This window comes from Cupriavidus sp. USMAA2-4, from assembly GCF_001854305.1.
GTDB lineage: Bacteria > Pseudomonadota > Gammaproteobacteria > Burkholderiales > Burkholderiaceae > Cupriavidus > Cupriavidus malaysiensis.
Window position 1 is genome coordinate 294,329 of sequence record NZ_CP017748.1, and the last position, 21,265, is coordinate 315,593.

Consider the following 21,265-nt stretch of genomic DNA (forward strand, 5'->3'; position numbering starts at 1 on the left):
ATTCACACGTCAGGAACGGACGGCAAACATGAAGCAATTCGAAGGCAAGGTCGCAGTGATCACCGGCGGTGGCTCCGGTTTCGGCAAGGAATTCGCCCGCCTTGGCACCACGCTCGGCATGAAGCTGGTGCTGGCGGACGTGCAGCAGGAAGCGCTGGACGCCGTGGTGGCGGAATGCAAGGCGCAGGGCGCGCAGGTCATCGGCGTGCGTACCGATGTGTCCAAGGCCGAGCAGGTACAGGCCCTGGCGGATGCCGCCATGGCGGCCTTCGGCGAGGTCAACCTGCTGTTCAACAACGCCGGTGTCGGCGCCGGCGGGCTGGTATGGGAGAACTCCGAGCGTGACTGGGAGTGGGTGCTGGGGGTCAACCTGTACGGCGTCATCCACGGCGTGCGCATCTTCACGCCGCTGATGCTGGCCGCCGCCGAGCGCGACCCTTCCTACCGCGGACACATCGTCAACACGGCGTCGATGGCGGGCCTGCTCAATCCGCCGGCGATGGGCGTCTACAACGTTTCCAAGCACGCGGTGGTGTCGCTGAGCGAGACGCTGTACCAGGACCTGAGCCTGGTCACCGAGCAGGTCGGCTGCTCGGTGCTGTGCCCCTATTTCGTGCCGACCGGCATTTCGCAGTCGCAGCGCAACCGTCCCGCCGACCTGGCCAACGCCGCGCCGCCGACGCGCTCGCAGCTGGTGTCGCAGGCGCTGTCGGACAAGGCCGTGAGCTCGGGCAAGGTGACCGCCCAGCACGTCGCAGAAATGACCTTCGACGCCATCCGCGAGGACCGCTTCTACATCTATTCCCATCCGCAATCGCTGGCTCCGGTGCAGCAGCGCTTCGAGGCGCTGATCGCCCAGCGCAATCCCGGCGACCCCTTCGCCGACAAGCCGGGCATGCGCGAGGAACTGAGCAAGGCCTTGCGCGGCTGATGCCGCCGGCCCGCCTACCGATCCAATCCGAGGGAGATGCCATGACCGCTGCCGCCGTGATCCGCCACCTGCAGTTCGCCGACCTGCCCAACGGCACCCGCCTGCACTACGCCAGTGCCGGCGAGCCGGGCAAGCCGCTGATGCTCTTCGTGCATGGCTTCCCGGAGTTCTGGTACGAGTGGGAGGCGCAGCTCGCCGAGTTCGGGCAGACGCACTATGCGGTCGCGCCAGACCTGCGCGGCTTCAACCTGTCGAGCAAGCCGGCGGACGTCGACGCCTACAAGCCGCGCCATATCGTCGAAGACCTGGTGCAGCTGATCGGCGTGCTCGGCTACCAGCGCGCCATCGTGGTGGCACACGACTGGGGCGGCGCCATCTGCTGGAACCTGGCGCTGCAGCATCCCGCCCTGGTCGAGCGGCTGGTCATCGTCAATTCGCCGCACCCCTACCTGTTCGCGCAGGCGCTGGCGCACGACCCCGCCCAGCAAGCGGCCTCGGCCTATATGAACTGGCTGCGCAAGCCGGGTTCCGAGCAGGCGCTGGCCGCCGACAACTTCGCCATGCTGGAGGCGATGCTGACCGGCAAGGGTGCACAGCCGGCGCCCTGGTTCGCCGGCGAGACGCGCGCCAAGTACCACGCCGCCTGGTCGCAGCCGGGCGCGGCGGGTTCGCATCCGCTCACCGGCGGCGTCAACTTCTACCGGGCCTCGCCGATGCATCCGCCGCAGCCGGGCGAAGCGGCGCCCGATGTGTCGCGCCTCAATCCCGACGACTTCGTCGTGCGCGTGCCGACCCTGGTGATCTGGGGCGAGCGCGATACCGCCCTGCCCAAGTCGCTGGTGGAGGGCCTGGATCGCTTCGTGCCCGGCATGCGGCTGGAGCGCATCCCGGAGGGCACGCACTGGGTCATCCATGAGCAGCCGGAGCGCATCAACCGGTTGATCCGCGGCTTCCTGTCCTGAGGCGCGCCGCACTGCCACGGTCCGCGCGCCGCGGCTGGCCCGGCCGCAAGCGGGCCGATTGTCCCTGGCGGGCGGTGGGCGCTTGCCGTTAGTGTCTTGAGTCTTCAACTGCGAAGTGCCCCTTGCGAACGTCCGATCGCGGTTGTTCGTTCGATAACTCAGCGACTTTTGCCGCTGCCGCCAGCGTGAGGCTCGGCGCGGCGTGTGAGTTCGGTGGCAATGTCGCGTCGTGACGCGGCGTGCGGCGTTCCTTGGCCTTCAGTCGCAGCGGCCGCCGCTTTGCGGACGGCGTCACCTCCTCGGGACAACATGTCCTTCATGGCAGCGCGCTCCAGCGCCGAGCCGGCATGCATCCGCTTGTGCCGCGCGTTCTCTGCCTCAAGTTCGCGCATGCGCGTCGCGCCGGAGCAGGTGTGCTGGAATAGGTGGCAGCGCTAATCCCAGGCTTGCGGCACACCGGTTTCCCCTCAAGTCGCACGTTTCTTCCTTCAAGATCACCAAGATCTGACTTTCACAGAGCTTTCCTATTTCCATTGCGTCCTCAATTCTCATGTCAGGTCGCATTATTCGGATTTGGATGCATATTGCCAGGGAGGTTGGGATTATTCCTTGTGGAGAATGAGGGATTCCCACATATTTCCCAATAGTCAAGCCTCGACAATTTCCGTGGGTCGCTATCAGATCGTGCTGCCCCAGCGCCAGCTCGGCTGGAAAAGCAACGCAAGAACACACGGAAGCCATGAATCACACTTATCGGATTATTTTCAATCGGAGTATCGGAATCTGGCAGGCTGTCAGCGAGGTCGCCAAGGGGCACTCTAAAAACGGGCGTTCACAGTGTCGGAGCCTGGCTCTCGCGATCGCCGTCGGCGGCCTGCTGGTGCATCCTGCCGAGCGTGCAATGGCACAGGTCTACGCCGGAAATGAGGTCGTTCATGGGCCGTTTGCCGATGGCAAGCAGCTCTTCCTCGAAAACAGCCGCCTCGAAGCGGATGAAAAGAATGCCATTCGTGGCGGTGAACAGACCTTCCGCGACGAGTCTCGCCTGGACATCAACGCCGCGCATGCCCTGACAGGAGGGGTGCAGCGCTTCCATGGCAACAGCGTGCTCCAGTCGAGCGTGAGCAACGCGATCACCGGTGGTGAGCAGAGCTTCCACGACAACAGCGCCATGATTCTCGACGGCACTACGATCTCTCTCGAGGACGGCATATTCAATGCAGAGAGTGCCCGGTTTACCGATAACAGCAAGCTCGATGTTCGAAGATACCGTGGCATGTTCGTCGGAACGCTTGACTTCTCCGGGGCGAGTACGCTGACAGTATCGGAGACCAATGGCATCTTGGGGAAAGAGAGTTACACGCCTTCGGCGCGGCCTCCAAAACTGACGTTCCGGGATCAAAGCACTTTCAATATCAATGCACAGAACGCGGTCCTCGGCACGAGTACCGCTCGGCCGGGAACGGAAGGAGAGGAGTACCTGCCAGCAAGCATAGCGTTTCTTGATCAAAGTGTGGCAAATGGAAATGCAGAGAATGGACTGTGGGATGCCACCTTTTATGGCAACAGTGTTGCCATGGCAAATGCAACACGCGCCATCACGAGCTCAAGTTTTTTCGACAAGAGTACGTTGAACCTCAACGCTGAACGTGCAGCGGCTTACATTTACATGCGTGGCCGTAGCATCATGAACGCCAATGTTGCGGAGGCGCTCGGCAGCGAAGGCGGTTACTCCCCTGCCTTCGAATTTCACGATAACAGCACGTTGAATGCCAATGCCGCGCAGGCGGTGAGCGCAAGGCCAAGGTTCTATGACGACAGCAAGTTCGTGCTCGCCAGCGAGAATTCATTGGTGGAGAGTGCTTTTGTCCCTCCAGTGGGTGGGATTTTCAGCGCTTCGGTCGTCGATTTCTACGACAACAGCACGATGGAAATCAATGCGCCACGAGCGATCGGGCCCGGCGGATATGAGCCCAACGTAGCCTACTACTGGGATGGTCTCGCATTTCGGGGCAACAGTACCCTCAACCTGAATGGCGAGGACGTGCTCAGAACCGCCAATCGGTGGAATATGGACTTCTGGGATAATGCGACCTTCAATATCAACGCAGCCCAGAATTTCCATGACGGTCGAGAGCCCCTCAGGGGCGCTAGCGTTTATATGTCTGGCGGAACGATCAATGCCAACGTCGCGGATTCAATCTATGGGGGGTTCTACATTCGTACCCTGAATGCCAAGGCTGCCGAGGCCGTCAGTGGCGGACGAATCTATGTGCGCGGCAATCTGAATGCGTTGGTGCCGCGGGCGATCACCGGTGGGCAGCAGACAATTGAGTGGGGTGCCCTGCACGCCATGGCAACCCATGCAGTCGATGGCGGACGGATCGTTGGCGAAGAAGATGGCCGCATCGAGGTCGAAGCCCATAACGCTCTCAGCACCAATGCGGTTATCGAGTTCGGAACCGAATATACAAACGGGGGCATGCTGAACCTCAATGGTCACAGCACGACCATCGGGAAGATCACTTCTATCCCGGCAACGGCACCATGGGCAAAGCCGCACGACAGTTTCATCCAGAACACCGGTGCCGACGATGCGGCGCTGGTGGTCGATGGCAGCATCCACGGTGATTCGTTCTACAGCGGTCAGATCCGGGATGGCGGCGCAGGCAGGCTCGGCATCGTCAAGACAGGCGCCAGCACCCTGACGCTGAACGGCGCCAATACATACAGCGGTCCCACCGAAGTCCGTCAGGGAACCCTCCTGGTGGGCGACGCCGAAGGAGTCGACGCCTCCGTGGCCAGCGCCGTGTCCGTGGCGAGCGACAGCACGCTCGGTGGGCACGGCAGCGTGGGCAGCACCACTGTCGCCGCAGCAGGGATCCTGGCGCCGGGCGGTGCCCAGGGCGGGACATTGACCGTGAACGGTGACCTGACCCTGGCTTCGGGCAGCATCGTCGCCTCCGTCCTGGGCGCGCCGGGTGCGTCAGGATCCGCCGGCCAGAGCGGCAGCGTCCGCGTGCATGGGGACCTGACCCTCGAGGGCGCTACCGTCAATACCAGCAATGCAGGCGGCCTGGGGGTGGGGCTGTATCGCCTCTTCGACTATGACGGCATCCTGACGCAACGCCATGGCGGGCTGGTGCTGGGGGCCAGTCCGGCAGGCTCATCGCTGTCCTTGCAGTACCTGGACTCGGCCAGGCAGATCAACCTGGTCAACAGCAGCGGGGCCACGCTCAACTTCTGGAATGCCAATGGCGCCGCCAGCGCCACGCAACTCGGTGGGGGTTCCGGCATCTGGTCGAATGCATCGCCGATGTGGGCGGATGCCATGGGGACACAGAGCGGGCCCATGCAGCCGAAGCCGGGATTCGCCATCTTTTCGGGTGAGCGGGGCGAGGTCACCCTCAGCAGCGCCGAGGGCACCGTGCAGGCAAGGGGAATCCAGTTCGCGACCGACGGCTACACGCTCCGCGGAGATGCGCTGCACCTTGTCGCCGATGGCGAGCACCCGGCACCGGTGGAGATCCGCGTGGGAGACGGTTCTGCGGCGGGAGCGCAGCACACCGCCACGATCGACGCCGTCATCGCGGGCACGGACGGCCTGAACAAGACTGGGGCCGGGACCCTGGTCCTCACCGCCGCCAACACCTACAGCGGTGGCAACAAGCTCTCCGCCGGTACGCTTGCGGTGTCCGCCGACACCGCGCTGGGGGCCTCCGACAACGGGCTGCACTTCAACGGCGGCGCCTTGCGCACGACCGCCGATATGGCGACGGTCCGCTCCGTCCTGCTGGAGGGGCGCGGCACCTTCGACACGCAGATGTCCACGGTGCTCGACCTGAAAGGCGATATCAGCGGTAACGGGGTACTGGAAAAGACAGGCGCTGGAACGCTGAAGATCGCGCGCGCCAACGACTACCAGGGTGGCACCTCGGTGCAGGCAGGCACCCTGGCGGCAGGGGCCACCGGCGCGCTGGGCAGCGGTCCGGTCCGTGTCACGGGAAGCGGCTCGCTTCTGCGTTTCGAGGCAAACGCCGATGCCCAGGCGTTGTCGATCCACAACGACCATGGCGGCACCACGTCGTTCTCCGAACAGACAAGCGCCGGCACGGCTGCCATCGTCAACCAGGGGCAAGGCGCGACGGTCTTTTCCGCGCAGGCGTCTGCCGGGGAAGCCAGGATGACCAACGAGTTCCAAGGCAGCATCCTCTTGCGCGATCAAGCCAGTGCGGACACTGCCCGGATCGCCAACAAAGCGGGCGGACGCGTCGATATCAGCGGCTTGACATCGGCTGGCACGGCGATCGGCGCGCTCAGCGGCGAGGGTGCCGTCTTCCTCGGCAGCAAGACGCTGACCATCGGCGGACTGGGCCACGACAGCGTGCTGGGTGGCGTGATTGCCGATGGCGGCGAGGGCCAAGGCACGGGTGGCAGCCTGGTCAAGACTGGCGCCGGGAAGGTGATACTGGACGGCAGCAATACCTACACCGGCACCACAACAGTGAGTGCCGGTACGCTGGTAGTCGGCCAACACGATGGGTCCTGGGCACAGGCGCGCGTTTCCGGACCCGTGCATGTCGCGGAAGGCGCGAAGCTGGCAGGGTATGGAACGGTGGGCTCGACTGTCGTCGACGCGCACGGCATTCTCTCTCCCGGATACTACGTTCCCTCTCCTGGGAGCCAGGCAGCCAACCCCGGCAGCCTGAAGATTGCCGGAGACCTGACGATGCTGCCCGGGTCGACGCTCGAGCTGGCTTCGAACTGCTACCAGAGCACCAGGATCAGCGCCAGCGGCAAAGCCGATCTGCAAGGCGGCACGGCACTGCACACCGGCACGGATTTCAAGGCCAATCACGACTATACGATCCTGACCGCGGACGGAGGCGTCAACGGCAAGTTCGATCAGGTGAAGTCCGACTTCGCCATCCTGGAACCCAATCTGACCTATACCCCGACTGCCGTGCTGCTGAGATTCGGGCAAAGCGGACGCTTTGCCTCGCTCGCGCAATCCCCGAACCAGCGTGCCGTGGCACGCGCCCTCGATAGCCTGCCCACCAACAGCGAGCTCTATCAGCAACTGCTGACCATGCCGAATGGAGCGCCGCCTGGGGTGTTCAACAGCCTCTCCGGCGAGGCGCATGCCAGCCTCGGCGCTGTCTTGCACAGCGGCGCCGGCTCGATGCGCACCCTGTCGCTCAACCATCTGCGCAACAACCTCAGCGCTTCCCCTCAGGCCGGCGCCACTGCCTCGGGGGCCCGGCTATTCTCGATGCATAAGGCGTCGCTCAACTCCATGCGCAGCCATTTCCGCGCGTCTCCTGAAGCTGACACCACGATCGCCGACGCCGGCACGGTCGATGCGCCAGATCCGGGCGGCGCGCTGCCTGTGCCGGAAGCACAGCCATTCTGGGCGGAAGTGAGCGGCGGCCGGCAGATCATCGATGGCACCAGCGACACCGCGGGCATCAAGCAATCCCTGTACGGAATTTCCGTGGGTGCCGATGGTGCCGTGGGCGACGGCTGGCGTGTCGGCGGCACATTGGGCTTTACGGATAGCAGCATCCACACCGATGCCCGCGCGTCCAAGGCCAGTGTCAAGAGCTATGGCGCACTGCTGTATGGCGGCAAGGCCTTTGAAGCCGGCTCAGGCAAGCTCAACCTGATGATGGGCGGAGGCTACACCTGGCATGGCATCGATACCGAGCGCAAGGTGGCGGGCGCCGGCCTGGATCAGACGCTTACGGCCGATTACGGTGCGGGCACCGGCCAGCTCTTCGCTGAAATCGGCTACGCCCTTCCTGTGCGTGACGCGACGGTTGAGCCCTTCGCCGGCATCGCCTGGAGCGACACCCGTACACGCGGGTTTTCCGAATCGGGCGGGTCGGCCGCACTGGACGGCCAGCGCAAGCGTGACAACCAGACGAGCACCACGCTCGGTGTTCGTGGACGCACACCGTTTGAACTAGGGGCTGCCAAGGGCAGTGTCACGGCAAGCCTGGGCTGGCGCCATGCCCTGGGCAGCGTGACCCCGGAAAGCACACTGGCGTTCCGGGGCAGCGAAACCTTCACGGTGACTGGAACGCCGATCGCGCGCAATGCGGCGTTGATCGAAGTTGGCGGGGAAGTGGCGATTTCCCGCAATGCCACGCTGAGCCTGGGATATGCCGGGCAGCATGCCGGCAACAACCGAGAGCATCGCGGCAGGTTGAACCTGCGCTGGGGCTTCCATTGAGTGGAGTGTGCGTCAGGTGGTCCAGGAGACAGGCCGGTCGGAGCCGCCTCGTGGCCGATCGACGCGCTTTGCCCAGGCTCTTCTCCACCATGACTTGCTTCAGCCGCGTCCGTGCAGATTGACCGCGGACAGGAAGCGCGCCGCACTGCCACGGTCCGCGCGCCGCGGCTGGCCCGGCGGCAAGCGGGCCGATTGTCCCTGGCGGGCGGTGGGCGCTCGCCGTTAGAGTTCGGCCCGGGTCGCGCCGGCGTGGCGCGGCCCGGACGGCCGCGGGGGCCGCATGGCAAGGGAGCGCGAGCATGAAGACCATCGGCCTGATCGGCGGGATGAGCTGGGAATCCTCGGCGGAGTACTACTGCCTGGTCAACCAGGGCATGAAGGCACGGCTGGGCGGCCATGCCAATGCGCGCAGCGTGATGGTGACGGTCTGCTTCGAGGAGATCCATGCGCTGCAGCACGCGCAGCGCTGGGACGAACTGGTCGCGCGCATGCGGCAGGCGGCACGGCAGGTGCAGGCCGGCGGCGCCGACTTCCTGCTGTTGTGTACCAATACCATGCATCGCGTGGCGCCGGCCATCGAGGAAGCGGTGTCGATTCCGCTGCTGCATATCGTCGATCCGACCGCGCAGGCCTTGCGCGCGGCCGGCATCGGCCGCGTTGGCCTGCTGGGCACCCGCTTCACCATGGAACAGGATTTCTACCGGGCGCGCATGGCCGGGCGGCACGGTATCGAAGTGCTGGTTCCCGGCGAGGCCGGCCGCCGCCGCGTGCACGAGATCATCTACGAAGAACTGTGCCACGGCACCGTGCGCGCGGCGTCGCGCGATGCCTTCCGGCGCATCGTCGACGAACTGGCCGCGGAGGGCGCGCAAGGCGTGATCCTGGGCTGCACCGAGATCACGCTGTTGATCGGTGCGGGCGACGTGGCGCTGCCGGTGTTCGACACCACGCGCCTGCACGCCTTGGCCGCGGTGGAAGCCGCCGCGCCGCTGGGACCGCGCGGCGCAGGCCCTGCGGCAAGCCAGAGCTAGAGCCAGAGCTAGAGCTAGAGCCAGAGCCAGAGCCAGAGCCAGAGCCAGAGCTAGAGCTAGAGCTAGAGCTAGAGCTAGAGCAGCCGCGCGCGGTACAACTGGTAGTTCTCGTCGTCGAAGCAGACAAAAGTGACCTGCTCGATCGAGGGTGCCTGCGGCAGGCTGTCGCGCACCGCGGCAATGGCGATGTCCACCGCGCGCTCGCGCGGGAAGCCGTAGATGCCTGTGCTGATATTGGGGAAAGCGATGGTGCGCAAGCCCTTTTCCGCTGCCCTGCGGATGCTGTTGCGGTAGGCGCTGGCCAGCAGTTCCTCCTCGTTGTCGCCACCGCCGCGCCAGACCGGTCCGACCGCGTGGATGACGTAGGGCGCCGGCAGCAGACCGCCGGTGGTGATCACCGCGTCGCCGGTCGGGCATCCGCCCTGGCTGTCGCGTATCGCGCGGCAGGCTTCCATGATGGCCGGGCCACCCGCGCCATGGATGGCGCCGTCCACGCCGCCGCCGCCCAGCAGTCCGCTGTTGGCGGCGTTGACGATGGCGTCGACTTCCATGCGGGTGATGTCACCGTGAACCACTTGCATTCCCATGAGTCGGCTCCTGTATTGGGTTTCCGGTCTATGACGATGCGATGGTCTGTCCAACTTGACGCCTAGTGTCTAACTTGAGCGCTTGAGCGTCAAGGGCGTCACTGTTTCACCCTCTCTCGTTTTGGTGTGCTGCGCCGCGATCGCGGCGGCCCTCGGCGCACGGCTTCTCGTACCTGCGCCTGACGCGCCCGGATCTTGCTGGCGATGTCGTGGGTCATCCGGCGCCGATGGGTCGCTCAAGCGTGTATCTCCAACGATCCTTTGAGCGGTATCGATCCAGTCCTTGCCCGGTGTGCAAATAAGTTCGATGTTCGGGACTGGAAGGGCGTACAGTGGGCTATCAATGCCAACCGGAGCCAATCGTGGACACGTTCCCGAGTTCGACGTACAAGGGTTTCGACCTGTACCCGCTGGTCTACCGATACGACCCTCCGCGCGAGTGGCATGAGCGTCGGCCGGATCGCTCCTACAACGCGTCTGTCGTGATATGCCGGGAAGGACTCGATCCGGTGACGGCCGTGGCGAGGATTTTCAAAGTCCGCGCCGAACAATGGGAAAGCCTGGGTGTGGCAAAGAGAGCTGCAATTCAGTCGGGTCGCGACATCGTCGATGGGCTGGTCGAGGGCGAAAACCTGATCGGCTTGTAGGGCAGGTCCAGCGAGCGAGCAACGGCCATGTGGACCTGCAAACAGTGTGGATTCGAAATGTCGTTTGAGCTTGCCAATCCGTCGATCGATGAGCAGGGTTGCCATTTCATGTGCCCTTCGTGCGGCAAGCGGAATGTTCTCGTGAACGTGGGCGGGAAGGGTGACGACGACCCGATTGTGCTGGCGCAGCTGGACTCCTAGGACTGGCATCTCACGCCCCCTCGCGCCGCCGTGGCCTCGGTGGTGCTCGACCTGACCCGGCCCTTCACGATGACCAGCCCCTACCTGTCGCGGTGGGGGACAGGCGGACGTTCGTGGCCGCCTGGCTGCAGGACTGGAACGAGGAGAATCCGGAGTCGCCGATCAGGGTGACGAACCGGGTCCTGACCAAGCAGGTGAAGCAGGTGGCGACGCCGAGTGCGGATCGAATGCTCGAGGGGGCGCCGAAAGGGATGCGGAGCAGGCTAGCAGGTGAACCTGCGGCGCCGGAGCGGAGGATAACCAGCGTATTGCGCGTATTGCTGTCGCCAGCCCAGGCCTGAGAGCCAGTCGACATCTCATGATGCGGCCGTTGCAGTTGCCACTGGCGCGTCGGCCTGGAGACGGTTGCTCATGTTCTGGGGCGTGTCGCCGGGCGGCGGGGCGCCCTGGGGGGGCGATTCGATGCATGGCGCACGGAGGGGAGGACTGCCTTCCACGTTGGCCGTACGCAGTTGGTCGCTGACAGCACGACGGGAGATTGCTTCTTCCTTCACTCTGGAACGTACACCATCAAGAAGGTCACGACTCTTCTTGACCAACAAGGCAGTCTGCGCAGCGGTTTCAGCAATACTCTTTCCAGGTAGTGGGACTTTTGCTTCGGGCATCGACTGCGGCTGTTGCATCCGCGGGGGCCGCACATAGGGCATCCTTCACCTCCTTCTGCACCAGGTGCTTGTTCCCTCCCGTATTGATTTGTCCAATACATGAACAGTATAGGTGCTGAGCGCAGCCGCCTGACGAGTGCATGCGTGGAGGGCTCCAGGGCGTTGTCAGGCCTCCGCACCGAAGAGGGCGGGGGCTTGGCCAGGCACGAACCGATGCAACCGCGGCGTACCGCTGTGCTGTTTCCCGACAACGTCGTCCGAAAGGCGGCGGTATCGGCCAAGCGATGTTACGTGCGCTGCCCTACAATCAAGTTGGGGGATCGTTCTGGGAAGCCTCGAATGCAATTGCCGCTCATATGGGCCAAGGCTAGACGGCTGGAGAGACTCGACAGCAACATCGCCGCGTCGCGCACCCGGGTCCGCGACCAGATTGGGCGCGTAAGAGAAGCAAAGCTTCATGATGGAGACGTGGAGTTAGCGCTGCTCGTACTTCGTTATATGCACCGCAGATACTTGGAGCTTTTGCTGCTCCGGCGAGATTTCTCTTGAATTGGCAATCTGCTGATCGCGCATCACGCGCATCAAAGCAAAGCGCGCGCCCGAAGCGCGGGGCGCGGCGAGCCGCATCAAGAGCGGGCTTGGAGTATGCAAGAGCCTGATTCCCAGGGTTCAGTCGGGAGAAGTCAGATGCTCGATGTCAACGCGGAGCTTCGGGATTTCGAAATGAGCACCCGGCATATCACCGAGGGACGGCAACGCATTCGCCGCCAGATCGGTCTTGTGCGCGAATTGCGCGCAGATGGTCACGACACGACCCTGGCGCTCCAGTTCCTCCATGTCTTATGCGGGGCCGTGGCCGCAGAGCGGGAGCATCGGGCTCTGGTGGCGAAGGTGCTGGTTGAACGTATGCCAGGATACCGCCCGCCGGATGGACCGTGAGGCCGCGCGAGTCGGGCATCACGCGGTCTCCCTGTCTCTGGATGGGTCGCTCGGCCGCCGGCGGTCGCACCGCGGCGGCGGCGCACTGCATCGATGTACTACATCGATGCCTCGAGCATATGCCGGTAGTCGTCGGCGCTGGCCGTTTTCGGATTGGTCTTGTGGCAGTGGTCAGCCAGCGCACCGGCGATCACCTGGTCGAACATCGCCGCCGTCACGCCCATCTGCGCCAGGCCGGTGGGCAGGCCCAGGCGGGCCGTCATATCATGCACGGCCTGCGCCACGTCGGCATCGGCGGGGAGGTGCATGGCACGGCGCAGGCGCGCGAAGCGCTGCTCGCGCACCACGCTCGGCGCGTCCGCGTTGAAGCGCAGTACCGCCGGCATCACCACCGCGTTGAGGGTGCCGTGATGCAGGCCGGTGCGGCCGTCGATCTTCAGGCCGCCGAGCGGATGCGACAGGGAGTGCACGCAGCCCAGGCCCTTCTGGAACGCCATTGCGCCCTGCATCGAGGCGCTCATCATATTGCGGCGCGCCTCGCGGTCGGCACCGTCGCGCGTGGCGCGCTCGATATGGGCCCAGCCGCGCTCCAGGCCGTCCAGCGCGATGCCGTCGGCGGGCGGGTTGAAGGCCGGCGCAAGGAAGGTTTCGATGCAGTGCGCGATGGCGTCCATGCCGGTGGCGGCGGTCAGGCCGGCCGGCAGGCCCAGCGTCAGGCCCGGGTCGCAGATGGCGGACCTGGGCAGCAGATGCCAGGAATGGAAGCCGAGCTTGCGGCCGTCGTCGAGGATGATGATGGCGCCGCGCGCCACCTCGCTGCCGGTCCCGGCCGTGGTCGGCACCGCGATCAGGGGCGCGGCGCGTTCGGTGATCTTGGCGCTGCCGCCCTCGATGGTCGCGTAGGTGGTCAGTTCGCCGGGGTGGGTGGCCAGGATGGCGATGCCTTTGGCCAGGTCGATCGACGAACCACCGCCGACCGCCACCAGGCCATCGCAGCCGGCCGCCTTGTACTGCTCGGTGGCCTTGCGCACCATGGCCTCGGTCGGATTGGACGGGGTCTCGTCGAAGACCGCCACCGGCAGCCCGGCCAGCGCGTCGAGGGCCTGTGCGGCCACACCCGCCGCGACCACGCCCCGGTCGGTGACCAGCAGCGGCCGGGTGATGCCGATCCGTTCGCATTCGGACTTGAGCAGGCTGACCGTGCCGAAGTCCAGGTGGATATGGGTCAGGTAGTAGATGTATGCCATGTGCGCCGTCTCCTTGTCTGTGGGGTCGGCCCGCATGCCGGGGCGGGCTCGTATCGCGGGCGTTGCTATGCCGTTCTTGTCGTTCCTGCCGCCGCCGCCCGCCCTGGGCCATGCCGCGCGAGGGGCGGCGCGGGCGGTGCGGCGGGCTGTCACGGAAGGTCTCCGGCAGCATAGCACCAGTCGTCGCCTTGCCGTAGCGTGCGCATGAGGTTACTCGAATCCCTTCGTTGGTCGCTGGCGGGGCCGCTGCTAGAGTCGTCGCATGAACGCTCCCATTCCTCCTCTCGCCCTGTCGGCCGGCCATGATGTGGCCAGCCGGCGCCATGCGGCCGTGGCCGCCTTCCTTGCCGAAGCCAAGCGCCTGCTCGAGGCCGCGCCGGCCGACCGCACCAGCCTGCAGCCGGTGGCGCAGGCGCTGGAGCGCCTCGGCCTGCAGCGCGAGCTGTTTCCGGCCGAGCATTTCCCCGTGTCCGCCGACAATCCGGCCCAGGTCTACCGGCTGGCCGAGGACGTCGATGGACGCTACGCGCTCTACGTCTCGGCCGGACAGCCGGGCAAGGCGCAGCCGCCGCACGACCACACCACCTGGGCCATCATCGCCGGCATCGCCGGCAACGAACGCAATGTCTTCTACCGTCGCGAGCGCACCGAGGACCCCGCGCGCGACAAGCTGGTCGAGACCGGCCGCAGCGAGGTCGTGCCGGGCACGTCGGTCACCCTGCTGGGCGACGATGTGCACACCATCGAGCTGATCGGCGGCGAGGCCGGCCTGCATCTGCATTTCTACGGCCTGGCGCTGGACCGGCTGGCGCGGCGCGTGGTGTTCGAGAGCGCCGAGGGCGGCAGCTACCGGCATTTCGGCCCGCCCAAGCGCATCGCCCATGCGGTGATCGCGCCCGCCGCGCTGAAGGCGGCGCTGGCCGATGGTGAGGAGATCGCGCTGCTGGACGTGCGCGAGACCGGTGTCTTTATCCGCGGCCACCTGCTGCTGGCGGCCTCCGCGCCGTTGTGGCGGCTGGAGCTGCTGATCGATCGCCTGGTGCCGCGGCGCGATGCCCGCATCGTGCTGACCGACGGCGGCGCGGAGCACGACCGGCTGGCGCATGAAGCGGCGGCCAAGCTGGTGCGCCTGGGCTGGGGCAACGTCTCCGTGCTGGCAGGCGGCAGCGCCGGCTGGGCCGAGGCCGGCTATGAGATCTTCAGCGGCAGCAACGTGCCCAGCAAGGCCTTCGGCGAAGTGATCGAGCACGAGCGCGGCACGCCCTGGATCGATACCGAGGAACTGCACCGGCTCGTCGAAGGCGGCGAGGACATCGTGGTGGTCGACAGCCGCACCACCGAGGAATTCGCCGATTTCAGCCTGCCGTTCGCGCACAGCCTGCCGGGCGCGGAGCTGGTCTACCGCATCGGCGAGCTGGCACCGCGGCCGGAGACCCTGGTGGTGGTCAATTGCGCCGGCCGCACCCGCAGCATCGTCGGCGCCCAGACGCTGATCGACGCCGGCGTGCCGAACCGGGTGGTCTCGCTCAAGGACGGCACCATGGCCTGGCTGCTGGCCGGCCGCAAGCTGGCGCACGGCCGCCATACGCCCTTGCCGGAGCCGGGCGAGACGGCGCTCGGCGCGGCGCGCGAGCGTGCCGAGCGAGTTGCCGCGCGCGCCGGCGTACGGCGCCTCGACGCCGCCGGGCTGGCGCGCCTCGAGGCCGAGGCCGCGGCGCGCACCCTGTACCGCTTCGACGTGCGCTCGCGCGCCGAATACGAAGCCGGCCACCTGCCGGGCTGGCGCTGGGCGCCGGGCGGCCAGCTGGTGCAGGCCACCGACGAGTATGCCGCCACCCGCCGCGCGCGCATCGTGCTGGCCGACTGGGACGGCGTGCGCGCGCTGACCACCGGCGCCTGGCTGGCCCAGCTCGGCGCGCATGAGGTCTATGTCTACTCGCCGCCGGACTACGCCGAGGTGGTCACCGGCCCCGAACCGCTGCGCGTGCTGCGGTCGCGCGCAGCGGCCGCGCTGGTCTCGCCGCGCCAGGCCGAGGGCCTGCTCAAGTCCGGCGCCGCGCGCCTCTACGACGTCGAACGCCGCGCGGCCTACGAAAAACGCCACGTGGCCGGCGCCTGGTTCGCCGTGCCGGACCGGCTGGAGGCCCTGACGGCCGACCTGCCGGCCGGGCAGGCGGTGTTGCTGACCTCATCGGATGGCGTGCTGGCGCGTGTCGTCGCCGCCGAGCTGGCGGCGCGCAGCGGCCGCGACGTGCGTGCGCTGGCGGGCGGCACCAATGCCTGGGTGGCCGCCGGCCTGCCCGTCGAAAACGGGGGCAAGGGCGTGCTGACCGGCGACGATGACCACTGGTACAGCCCTTACCTGCATGCCGACGTGGCCTTGCGCGATGCCGGCTTCCAGACCTACCTGGACTGGGAGGTGGGCCTGGTCGCCCAACTCGAGCGGGAGGGGGATATCGGCATCCGCCTGCTGGCTGACTGAGCGATGGCGGTGGAACACAAGGCGGCGATCGCCTCGCCGGTGCAGAGCGAGATCGACTTCGACCGCGCGAGCGGCAAGCAGGTGGGCTACCTGCGCCTGCCGCACTCGTCGCACCGTTCCGCCTATGGCTGGCTGCCGATCCCGGTCGCCACCATCGGCGACGGCGACGGACCGGCTGTGCTGGTGATGGCCGGCAACCACGGCGACGAGTACGAAGGGCAGATCCTGGTCGCACGCCTGATCCGCGAACTGGCGCCGGCCGCCGTACGCGGCCGCCTGATCCTGCTGCCGATGGCCAACTATCCGGCCGCCCGGGCCGGCCTGCGCACCTCGCCGCTGGATGGCGGCAACCTGAACCGCAGCTTTCCGGGCGACCCGCGCGGCACGCCCACGCAGGTGATCGCCGACTACATCGAGCGGGCGCTGCTGCCGCGCGTGCAAGTGGTGATCGACCTGCACTCGGGCGGCAGCTCGCTGCAGTATCACGGCGCCACCCTGTTCGCGCAGCGCGATCCCGATCCGGCGCGCCAGCAGCGCGTGCTGGAGGCGATCCGGGCCTTCGGCCTGCCGCTCGGCTTTGTCAACGACAGTCCCAATCCGGTCGGCCTGCTGGCCGCCGCGCGCCGCCACGGGGTGCTCGGCTTGCTCACGGAACTGGGCGGAGCCGGCAGCGTGGACGCCGGAGTCCTGGCCACGGCCTGGCATGGCCTGCTGCACCTGCTGGGCCACCTCGGCGTGCTGCAGGGCGCGCTGGTGCCGGCGGCGCCGCCGGGCGAGACGCGGCTGCTGCGCGTGGACCGGGCACAGCACTACGTCTACGCCCGCGACGACGGCATCTTCGAGCCGCTGGTCCGCCTGGGCGAACGCGTCGAGGCCGGGCAGCCAGCCGCCCGCCTGCATGCGCCGGACCTTCCGGAGCGCGAGCCCGCGCTGGTGCGCTTCGCCGCCGGGGGCATCGTGGTGTGCCGCCGCGTGCCGGCGCTGACCGAGCGCGGAGACTGCCTGTACCAGCTTGCCGACGACCTGTAGCCAGCGCCCTTGTAACCAACGCCCCTGTCACCAACGGCCAACGCGTTGCGCACGCCGTGCCGGCAGGACCTGGGGCCCTTGCCGGCGCGGTATCCCATCCCTTCCGACGGACTTTCCCATGAGCAGACTTCCCGGGCCACGCGGCCTCGCCGCGCGAGCCTTGCATGCCGTGCTTCCCCTGGCCTGGCTGGCCGCCGCACCGTCGGCGCAGGCCGATGCCACGCTGGAGCGGATCCACGCGCGCGGGCGCATCAGCATCGGCGTCATCGTCAACGGTAACAGCGCCTTCGGCTCGATCGATCCGGCCACCGGCCAGCCGGTCGGCTTCAATCCGGAGCTGGCGCGCAAGCTGGCCAGTGAACTCGGGGTGCAGGCCGACCTGGTGCCGGTGCTGCCGACCAACCGCGTGCAGTTCCTGCAGCAAGGCAAGGTCGACCTGCTGGTGGCGAGCATGCTGCTGACCCCGGAGCGGGCCGCGCTGCTGGACTACGTGCCGACTCCGTACTACCGCAACGGCGGCACCGCGATCTTCCTCAAGCGCAGCGGCATACGCCGCTGGGAAGACCTGCGCGGCAAGGCGGTCTGCCTGTCGCAGGGCAGCAGCTATGCCAAGCCGGTGGCGTCGGTCTACGGGGGGGAGGTCAAGGGTTTCAAGGGCATGTCCGAATCGCTGCTGGCATTGCGCGGCGGCGCGTCCTGCGTGGCGGCGGTGCATGAAAGCCTGACCCTGAACCAGCTGGTGGCGCACGACCCGGAATGGCGCGACTACGCCGTGCTGTCCGACGAGGTCGATCCGGCGCCCCAGGTGGCCTGGGTGCGCAAGGGCGAGAAGGACACCGTGGCCAGCGTGGACCGTATCCTGCAGCGCCTGCACGGTTCCGGCTGGCTGCTCGGCCTGGAGGCGCGGCTCGAACTGGTGCCGCGCTCGCCGTTGCTGGCGCAGCTGCACCGGCAGTACGGCGGCAAGTAAGCGCCTCGCACCGCGTGGGCCGCGGTGCGAGGGAGCTTGCCTGGCCGTGCCTGTCGACCCCTACGCGCGCCAGACGGCGTTGGCGTACAGCTCGGGACCGAAGTCCGGCGCCACCTCGACCCGCGCCCGCGCTTCGTGCAGGTCCAGGTCGGCCAGGAACAGGTCCCGGCCGATGCGGTGCACGATGGCGGGGATGTCGCGCCGCATGCTGGGGATGTCGCCCAGGGGGGCGCCCACGCTGGCATAGCCGGCCGGGTTGAACACATGGATGGCGCTCAGCCACGGCGCCGAGCCGGGCGTCTTCTCGCAGTACTCCAGGCCGCTGCCCAGGTAGGGCGAGGCGCCCAGCGCGTCGTCATGCTCCGCGGCCGGCGGCGTATAGCGGTCGCGCCAGCGTGCGATCAGCGGCGCGATGGCCGCCAGTTCGGGCCGCTGGGCCGGATCGCTGCTGTAGCCGGTGCCGGCGATGACGAAGTCGAAACCGAAGGTACGGCCGTTGACGTCCGCCAGCACGCGCCTGTCCTCGATGCGGGCGGTCTCCCAGGGCGCGCCGAGATGCAGGTGGAAGCCGGCATGGGCCACCACGCGCTTGACCGCGTCGGCGGGCGGGGTGGAGCCGGCGCGGCGGTAGCGCCAGGCATGGTGCCAGCGATGCGCGTCCGGCAACGCCGGGAAGTGGTCGTAGAAGCCGGCATAGCCGCGCGGCTTGGCCACGGCACGGGCGGCGAGGTGGTCGCGGCGGGCGAACAGGTGCACCGCTTGCGCGCCGGCTTCCAGCGCTACCGCGGCAGCGTCGAAGGCGGAGGCCGCCGCGCCGATCACGGCCACGGTCTTGCCGGCCAGCGCGGAGAAATCGATGGGGTCGGCGGTGTTGGCCGCCAGCCCCGCCGCCACCGCCGGCCGCAGCCAGGCCGGCACCAGCGGTGCGCCGTTGCCGGCCACGCCGTTGGCCAGGATCAGCTTGCGCGTGGTTTCGGTGCGCACGACGCCGCCGGCCTCGATCTGCAGCGCAAGCCCGGGCACCTCGCCGCCCTCGACCGGCGCGATGCCGAGCAGGCGAGTGCCATAGCGCACCTCGATGCCGAGGAAGCGGCGGAACCAGGCCAGGTAGCCGGCCCAGTCGGTGCGGGCAATGCGGTCCAGGCCGGCATAGGCCGCCTGGCCGTGGCGGGCTTCGTACCAGCTCTGGAAGCCGAGCGCGGTGTGGCCGAGCTCGGGGCCTACCAGGTTCTTTACGGTGCGCAGCTGATGCATGCGCGCGCGCGTCAGCCAGACGCCCGCCTGCGAGGCATCCGGCGCGGCGTCGATCACCGCGACGCCGCCGATGCCGGCACGACGCAAGGCGAACGCAAAGGCGCTGCCGCCCTGGCCGCCGCCGACGACGAGCACGTTGTGGTCGAAGCCGGCGCGCTGCGGCACCCAGTTCTCCGGCGCGGGACCGAGCAGGCGCAGGGCTTCGCGCGCGGCCTGGTCGGGATCGTTGTTGGCAGGGTCGCTCATGCCGCCGTCCTCAGGCAAGGGTCAGGTGAAAGGCCTGGTCGAGGTCGGCCAGCAGGTCGCGCGGGTCTTCCAGGCCGATGTGCAGCCGTATCACCGGGGCGTCGCCTTGCCAGCTGCGATGCTCGCGCAGCCGCTCCGGCGCGGCGATCAGGGCCAGGCTTTCGTAGCCGCCCCAGGAGGCGCCCAGCGCGAACAGGCGCAGGGCATCGACGAAGGCCGCCGCGCGGCTGGCGTCGCCGCCGTGCAAGGCGAACGAGACCAGGCCGCTGGCGCCGCTGAAGTCGCGCCGCCACAGCGCATGGCCCGGATCCTCGGGCAGGGCCGGATAGAACACCCGGCCGACCTTGGGATGCGCCTGCAGCCACTGCGCGACCTCGGTGGCGTTGCGCTCATGCTGGGCCAGCCGTACCGGCAGCGTGCGCAGGCCGCGCAGCGCCAGGTAGGCGTCGTCCGCGCCGACCGTCAGGCCGAGCGCTTCGTGGGCGCTGGCGATGCGCTCGGCCAGCGCCGGGCTGTCGACCACCACCGCACCCTGCATCACGTCGGAATGTCCGGCGATGTACTTGGTCGCGGCCTGGATCGAGAGGTTGGCGCCGAGGCGCAGCGGCTGCAGGAACCAGCCGCCGCTCCAGGTATTGTCGACCGCGACCGGCACGCCGCGGGCGCGCGCGATGGCCGTCAGCCGCGGCAGGTCCAGCACCTCGAACAGCAGCGAGCTGGGCGACTCCAGGTAGACCAGGCGGGTTTCGGGACGGATGCGCGCGTCGAGGTCGTCATGCGCCGGGGAGAAGTATTCCAGCGTGATGCCCAGCCGCTGCAGCAGGGTCTTGTCCACGCGCCGCACCGGTGCGTAGACGCTGTCCGAGACCAGGGCGTGGTCGCCCGGTCCCAGCAGGCCCAGCAGCACCAGCGTGATGGCCGACAGCCCGGACGGCGCGAGGAAGGCGCGATGGCCGCCTTCCAGCGTGGTCAGCGCGTCTTCCAGCGCCTGGTGGGTGTCCAGCCCGTGGCGGCCGTAGGTGGCGATGCGCTCGCCGGCCGCGCGGCGGTGGTGGCGTGCGTCCAGCTCCTGCTGGCTGGCGAAGCGCACGGTGCTGGTGCGCACCACCGGCACGTTGACCGGGCCGGCGCCGTCGCGCAGCGCCGGCGCGCCGGCGTGCAGCAGCCGGGTGGCGGCGCGGTCGCTGTGATGGCTGGTCGCGCTCATGCCGCCACCTGGCTCGGTTGCATCTGGGTGGCGTTGTAGTTCACCACCTCACCGCTCTCCAGGCGCACGCCGTAGCGGCCGGTCAAGGCCTCCAGCGGCCGGCCGTAGCAATGGAAATGCAGCGTGGGGGTGTCGCCCGCCACGTGGATGCTGTGGATGTCGTCGGCCAGGAAGGCGATCGGCGCGCCCGCTTCCACGGTCTGTTCGCGCACCAGCTCGAGACTGGCGAAGGCAGGGTTGCTGCGGTCGTCGGTGCGGCGGTAGACACGGTTGAACTCCTGGCCTTCGATGGCCACGATCACGGCCCAGGTGTCATGGTTGTGCGGGATGGTGGTCTTGCCCGGGCGGATCGAGTTCAGGTACAGGGCGATGCCGTCGCCGGTGTTGCCGTCGCCGTTCAGCCAGTAGCGCGTCGAGGCGCCGCTGGCGGTATCGGCCGGCGGCGGGAAATCCTCGCGCGGGAACAGCTCGCGCTGGCTGGCCAATGCCTGCAGGCGCGTGGCGATGGCATCCAGGGCGGCGCGGTCCGGCGTGCCGGCGGCGAGCGCGCGGATGTCGGCCAGGGCGGTGGCGACCGCGGCGCGGCGGGCGGCCAGGCGGTCGGAAGATGCGGTGAGGCTCATGTTCGATGA

General features: G+C 67.8%; 16 protein-coding genes. 10 read left to right on the forward strand and 6 right to left on the reverse strand.

Annotated features, from left to right (window positions below):
- Window positions 1–28: 28 nt before the first annotated feature.
- Both BKK79_RS01410 and BKK79_RS01415 read left to right on the forward strand, forming a co-directional pair.
- A complete protein-coding gene (locus tag BKK79_RS01410; protein ID WP_071012853.1) occupies window positions 29–931 on the forward strand; it encodes an SDR family oxidoreductase in 903 nt (300 codons plus the stop codon).
- 41 nt (window positions 932–972) lie between these two features.
- The gene (locus BKK79_RS01415) at window positions 973–1,893 is read left to right on the forward strand and encodes an alpha/beta fold hydrolase (RefSeq protein WP_071038382.1); all 921 of its coding nucleotides are present in this window, start codon (window positions 973–975) and stop codon (window positions 1,891–1,893) included.
- Between the two features lie 158 nt (window positions 1,894–2,051).
- Here the strand turns inward: BKK79_RS01415 and BKK79_RS40105 are convergent, their stop codons facing one another.
- A complete protein-coding gene (locus BKK79_RS40105) occupies window positions 2,052–2,285 on the reverse strand; it encodes a hypothetical protein (RefSeq protein ID WP_157128342.1) in 234 nt (77 codons plus the stop codon).
- Between the two features lie 347 nt (window positions 2,286–2,632).
- Between BKK79_RS40105 and BKK79_RS42040 the strand changes: the two genes are divergently transcribed.
- Window positions 2,633–8,128, forward strand: coding sequence for an autotransporter domain-containing protein (locus BKK79_RS42040; protein ID WP_084084388.1), 5,496 nt, complete (start codon window positions 2,633–2,635; stop codon window positions 8,126–8,128).
- Window positions 8,129–8,427: 299 nt separating this feature from the next.
- The gene (locus BKK79_RS01430; protein WP_071036906.1) at window positions 8,428–9,159 is read left to right on the forward strand and encodes an aspartate/glutamate racemase family protein; all 732 of its coding nucleotides are present in this window, start codon (window positions 8,428–8,430) and stop codon (window positions 9,157–9,159) included.
- 74 nt (window positions 9,160–9,233) lie between these two features.
- On the opposite strand, the gene BKK79_RS01435 is transcribed toward BKK79_RS01430, so the two are convergent.
- Complete coding sequence (locus tag BKK79_RS01435; RefSeq protein WP_071012847.1) at window positions 9,234–9,746, reverse strand: O-acetyl-ADP-ribose deacetylase; 513 nt, start codon at window positions 9,744–9,746, stop codon at window positions 9,234–9,236.
- A 362-nt stretch (window positions 9,747–10,108) separates the two neighbouring features.
- Here BKK79_RS01435 and BKK79_RS01440 point away from each other — a divergent pair, with 362 nt between their 5' ends.
- The 3 genes from BKK79_RS01440 (at window position 10,109) to BKK79_RS40110 (ending at window position 12,198) form a co-directional block, all read left to right on the forward strand.
- Window positions 10,109–10,393 (forward strand): hypothetical protein, encoded by a 285-nt coding sequence (locus BKK79_RS01440; RefSeq protein WP_071012846.1) that lies wholly within the window; start codon window positions 10,109–10,111, stop codon window positions 10,391–10,393.
- Window positions 10,394–10,707: 314 nt separating this feature from the next.
- Entirely contained in the window at window positions 10,708–10,935 is a 228-nt protein-coding gene (locus BKK79_RS01445) for a hypothetical protein (RefSeq protein ID WP_071036907.1), read from the forward strand.
- Window positions 10,936–11,946: 1,011 nt separating this feature from the next.
- Window positions 11,947–12,198 (forward strand): hypothetical protein, encoded by a 252-nt coding sequence (locus tag BKK79_RS40110; protein ID WP_071069454.1) that lies wholly within the window; start codon window positions 11,947–11,949, stop codon window positions 12,196–12,198.
- A gap of 98 nt (window positions 12,199–12,296) precedes the next feature.
- On the opposite strand, the gene BKK79_RS01450 is transcribed toward BKK79_RS40110, so the two are convergent.
- Window positions 12,297–13,445, reverse strand: a complete 1,149-nt coding sequence (locus tag BKK79_RS01450; protein WP_071036908.1) for an iron-containing alcohol dehydrogenase — start codon at window positions 13,443–13,445, stop codon at window positions 12,297–12,299.
- Window positions 13,446–13,707: 262 nt separating this feature from the next.
- Here BKK79_RS01450 and BKK79_RS01455 point away from each other — a divergent pair, with 262 nt between their 5' ends.
- From BKK79_RS01455 to BKK79_RS01465, 3 genes are all read left to right on the forward strand, one after another.
- On the forward strand, window positions 13,708–15,927 hold the full coding sequence (locus tag BKK79_RS01455) for a rhodanese-like domain-containing protein (protein WP_071036909.1): 2,220 nt from the start codon (window positions 13,708–13,710) through the stop codon (window positions 15,925–15,927).
- 3 nt (window positions 15,928–15,930) lie between these two features.
- A complete protein-coding gene (locus BKK79_RS01460) occupies window positions 15,931–16,956 on the forward strand; it encodes a succinylglutamate desuccinylase/aspartoacylase family protein (RefSeq protein ID WP_071012838.1) in 1,026 nt (341 codons plus the stop codon).
- A 118-nt stretch (window positions 16,957–17,074) separates the two neighbouring features.
- A complete protein-coding gene (locus tag BKK79_RS01465) occupies window positions 17,075–17,926 on the forward strand; it encodes a transporter substrate-binding domain-containing protein (RefSeq protein WP_071036910.1) in 852 nt (283 codons plus the stop codon).
- Window positions 17,927–17,986: 60 nt separating this feature from the next.
- On the opposite strand, the gene BKK79_RS01470 is transcribed toward BKK79_RS01465, so the two are convergent.
- From BKK79_RS01470 to BKK79_RS01480, 3 genes are read right to left on the reverse strand one after another with little or no spacing between them, the layout of a single operon-like run.
- The gene (locus BKK79_RS01470) at window positions 17,987–19,426 is read right to left on the reverse strand and encodes an FAD-dependent oxidoreductase (protein WP_071036911.1); all 1,440 of its coding nucleotides are present in this window, start codon (window positions 19,424–19,426) and stop codon (window positions 17,987–17,989) included.
- A 10-nt stretch (window positions 19,427–19,436) separates the two neighbouring features.
- Window positions 19,437–20,633, reverse strand: coding sequence for a cystathionine beta-lyase (gene metC, locus BKK79_RS01475; protein WP_071036912.1), 1,197 nt, complete (start codon window positions 20,631–20,633; stop codon window positions 19,437–19,439).
- Window positions 20,630–21,256 carry a cysteine dioxygenase family protein gene (locus BKK79_RS01480; protein WP_071012830.1) on the reverse strand — a complete coding sequence of 209 codons (627 nt, stop codon included), beginning with the start codon at window positions 21,254–21,256 and terminating at the stop codon, window positions 20,630–20,632. The genes metC and BKK79_RS01480 overlap by 4 nt, the downstream gene beginning before the upstream one ends.
- Window positions 21,257–21,265: the final 9 nt, after the last annotated feature.

What these genes read in the sequence shown, in the direction of transcription:
- BKK79_RS01410 (WP_071012853.1), top strand. Translation starts at nt 29, where the DNA reads ATGAAGCAATTCGAAGGCAAGGTCGCAGTGATCACCGGCGGTGGCTCC.
- BKK79_RS01415 (WP_071038382.1), top strand. Translation starts at nt 973, where the DNA reads ATGACCGCTGCCGCCGTGATCCGCCACCTGCAGTTCGCCGACCTGCCC.
- BKK79_RS40105 (WP_157128342.1), bottom strand. Translation starts at nt 2,285, where the DNA reads ATGCGCGAACTTGAGGCAGAGAACGCGCGGCACAAGCGGATGCATGCC.
- BKK79_RS42040 (WP_084084388.1), top strand. Translation starts at nt 2,633, where the DNA reads ATGAATCACACTTATCGGATTATTTTCAATCGGAGTATCGGAATCTGG.
- BKK79_RS01430 (WP_071036906.1), top strand. Translation starts at nt 8,428, where the DNA reads ATGAAGACCATCGGCCTGATCGGCGGGATGAGCTGGGAATCCTCGGCG.
- BKK79_RS01435 (WP_071012847.1), bottom strand. Translation starts at nt 9,746, where the DNA reads ATGGGAATGCAAGTGGTTCACGGTGACATCACCCGCATGGAAGTCGAC.
- BKK79_RS40110 (WP_071069454.1), top strand. Translation starts at nt 11,947, where the DNA reads ATGCTCGATGTCAACGCGGAGCTTCGGGATTTCGAAATGAGCACCCGG.
- BKK79_RS01450 (WP_071036908.1), bottom strand. Translation starts at nt 13,445, where the DNA reads ATGGCATACATCTACTACCTGACCCATATCCACCTGGACTTCGGCACG.
- BKK79_RS01455 (WP_071036909.1), top strand. Translation starts at nt 13,708, where the DNA reads ATGAACGCTCCCATTCCTCCTCTCGCCCTGTCGGCCGGCCATGATGTG.
- BKK79_RS01460 (WP_071012838.1), top strand. Translation starts at nt 15,931, where the DNA reads ATGGCGGTGGAACACAAGGCGGCGATCGCCTCGCCGGTGCAGAGCGAG.
- BKK79_RS01465 (WP_071036910.1), top strand. Translation starts at nt 17,075, where the DNA reads ATGAGCAGACTTCCCGGGCCACGCGGCCTCGCCGCGCGAGCCTTGCAT.
- BKK79_RS01470 (WP_071036911.1), bottom strand. Translation starts at nt 19,426, where the DNA reads ATGAGCGACCCTGCCAACAACGATCCCGACCAGGCCGCGCGCGAAGCC.
- metC (WP_071036912.1), bottom strand. Translation starts at nt 20,633, where the DNA reads ATGAGCGCGACCAGCCATCACAGCGACCGCGCCGCCACCCGGCTGCTG.
- BKK79_RS01480 (WP_071012830.1), bottom strand. Translation starts at nt 21,256, where the DNA reads ATGAGCCTCACCGCATCTTCCGACCGCCTGGCCGCCCGCCGCGCCGCG.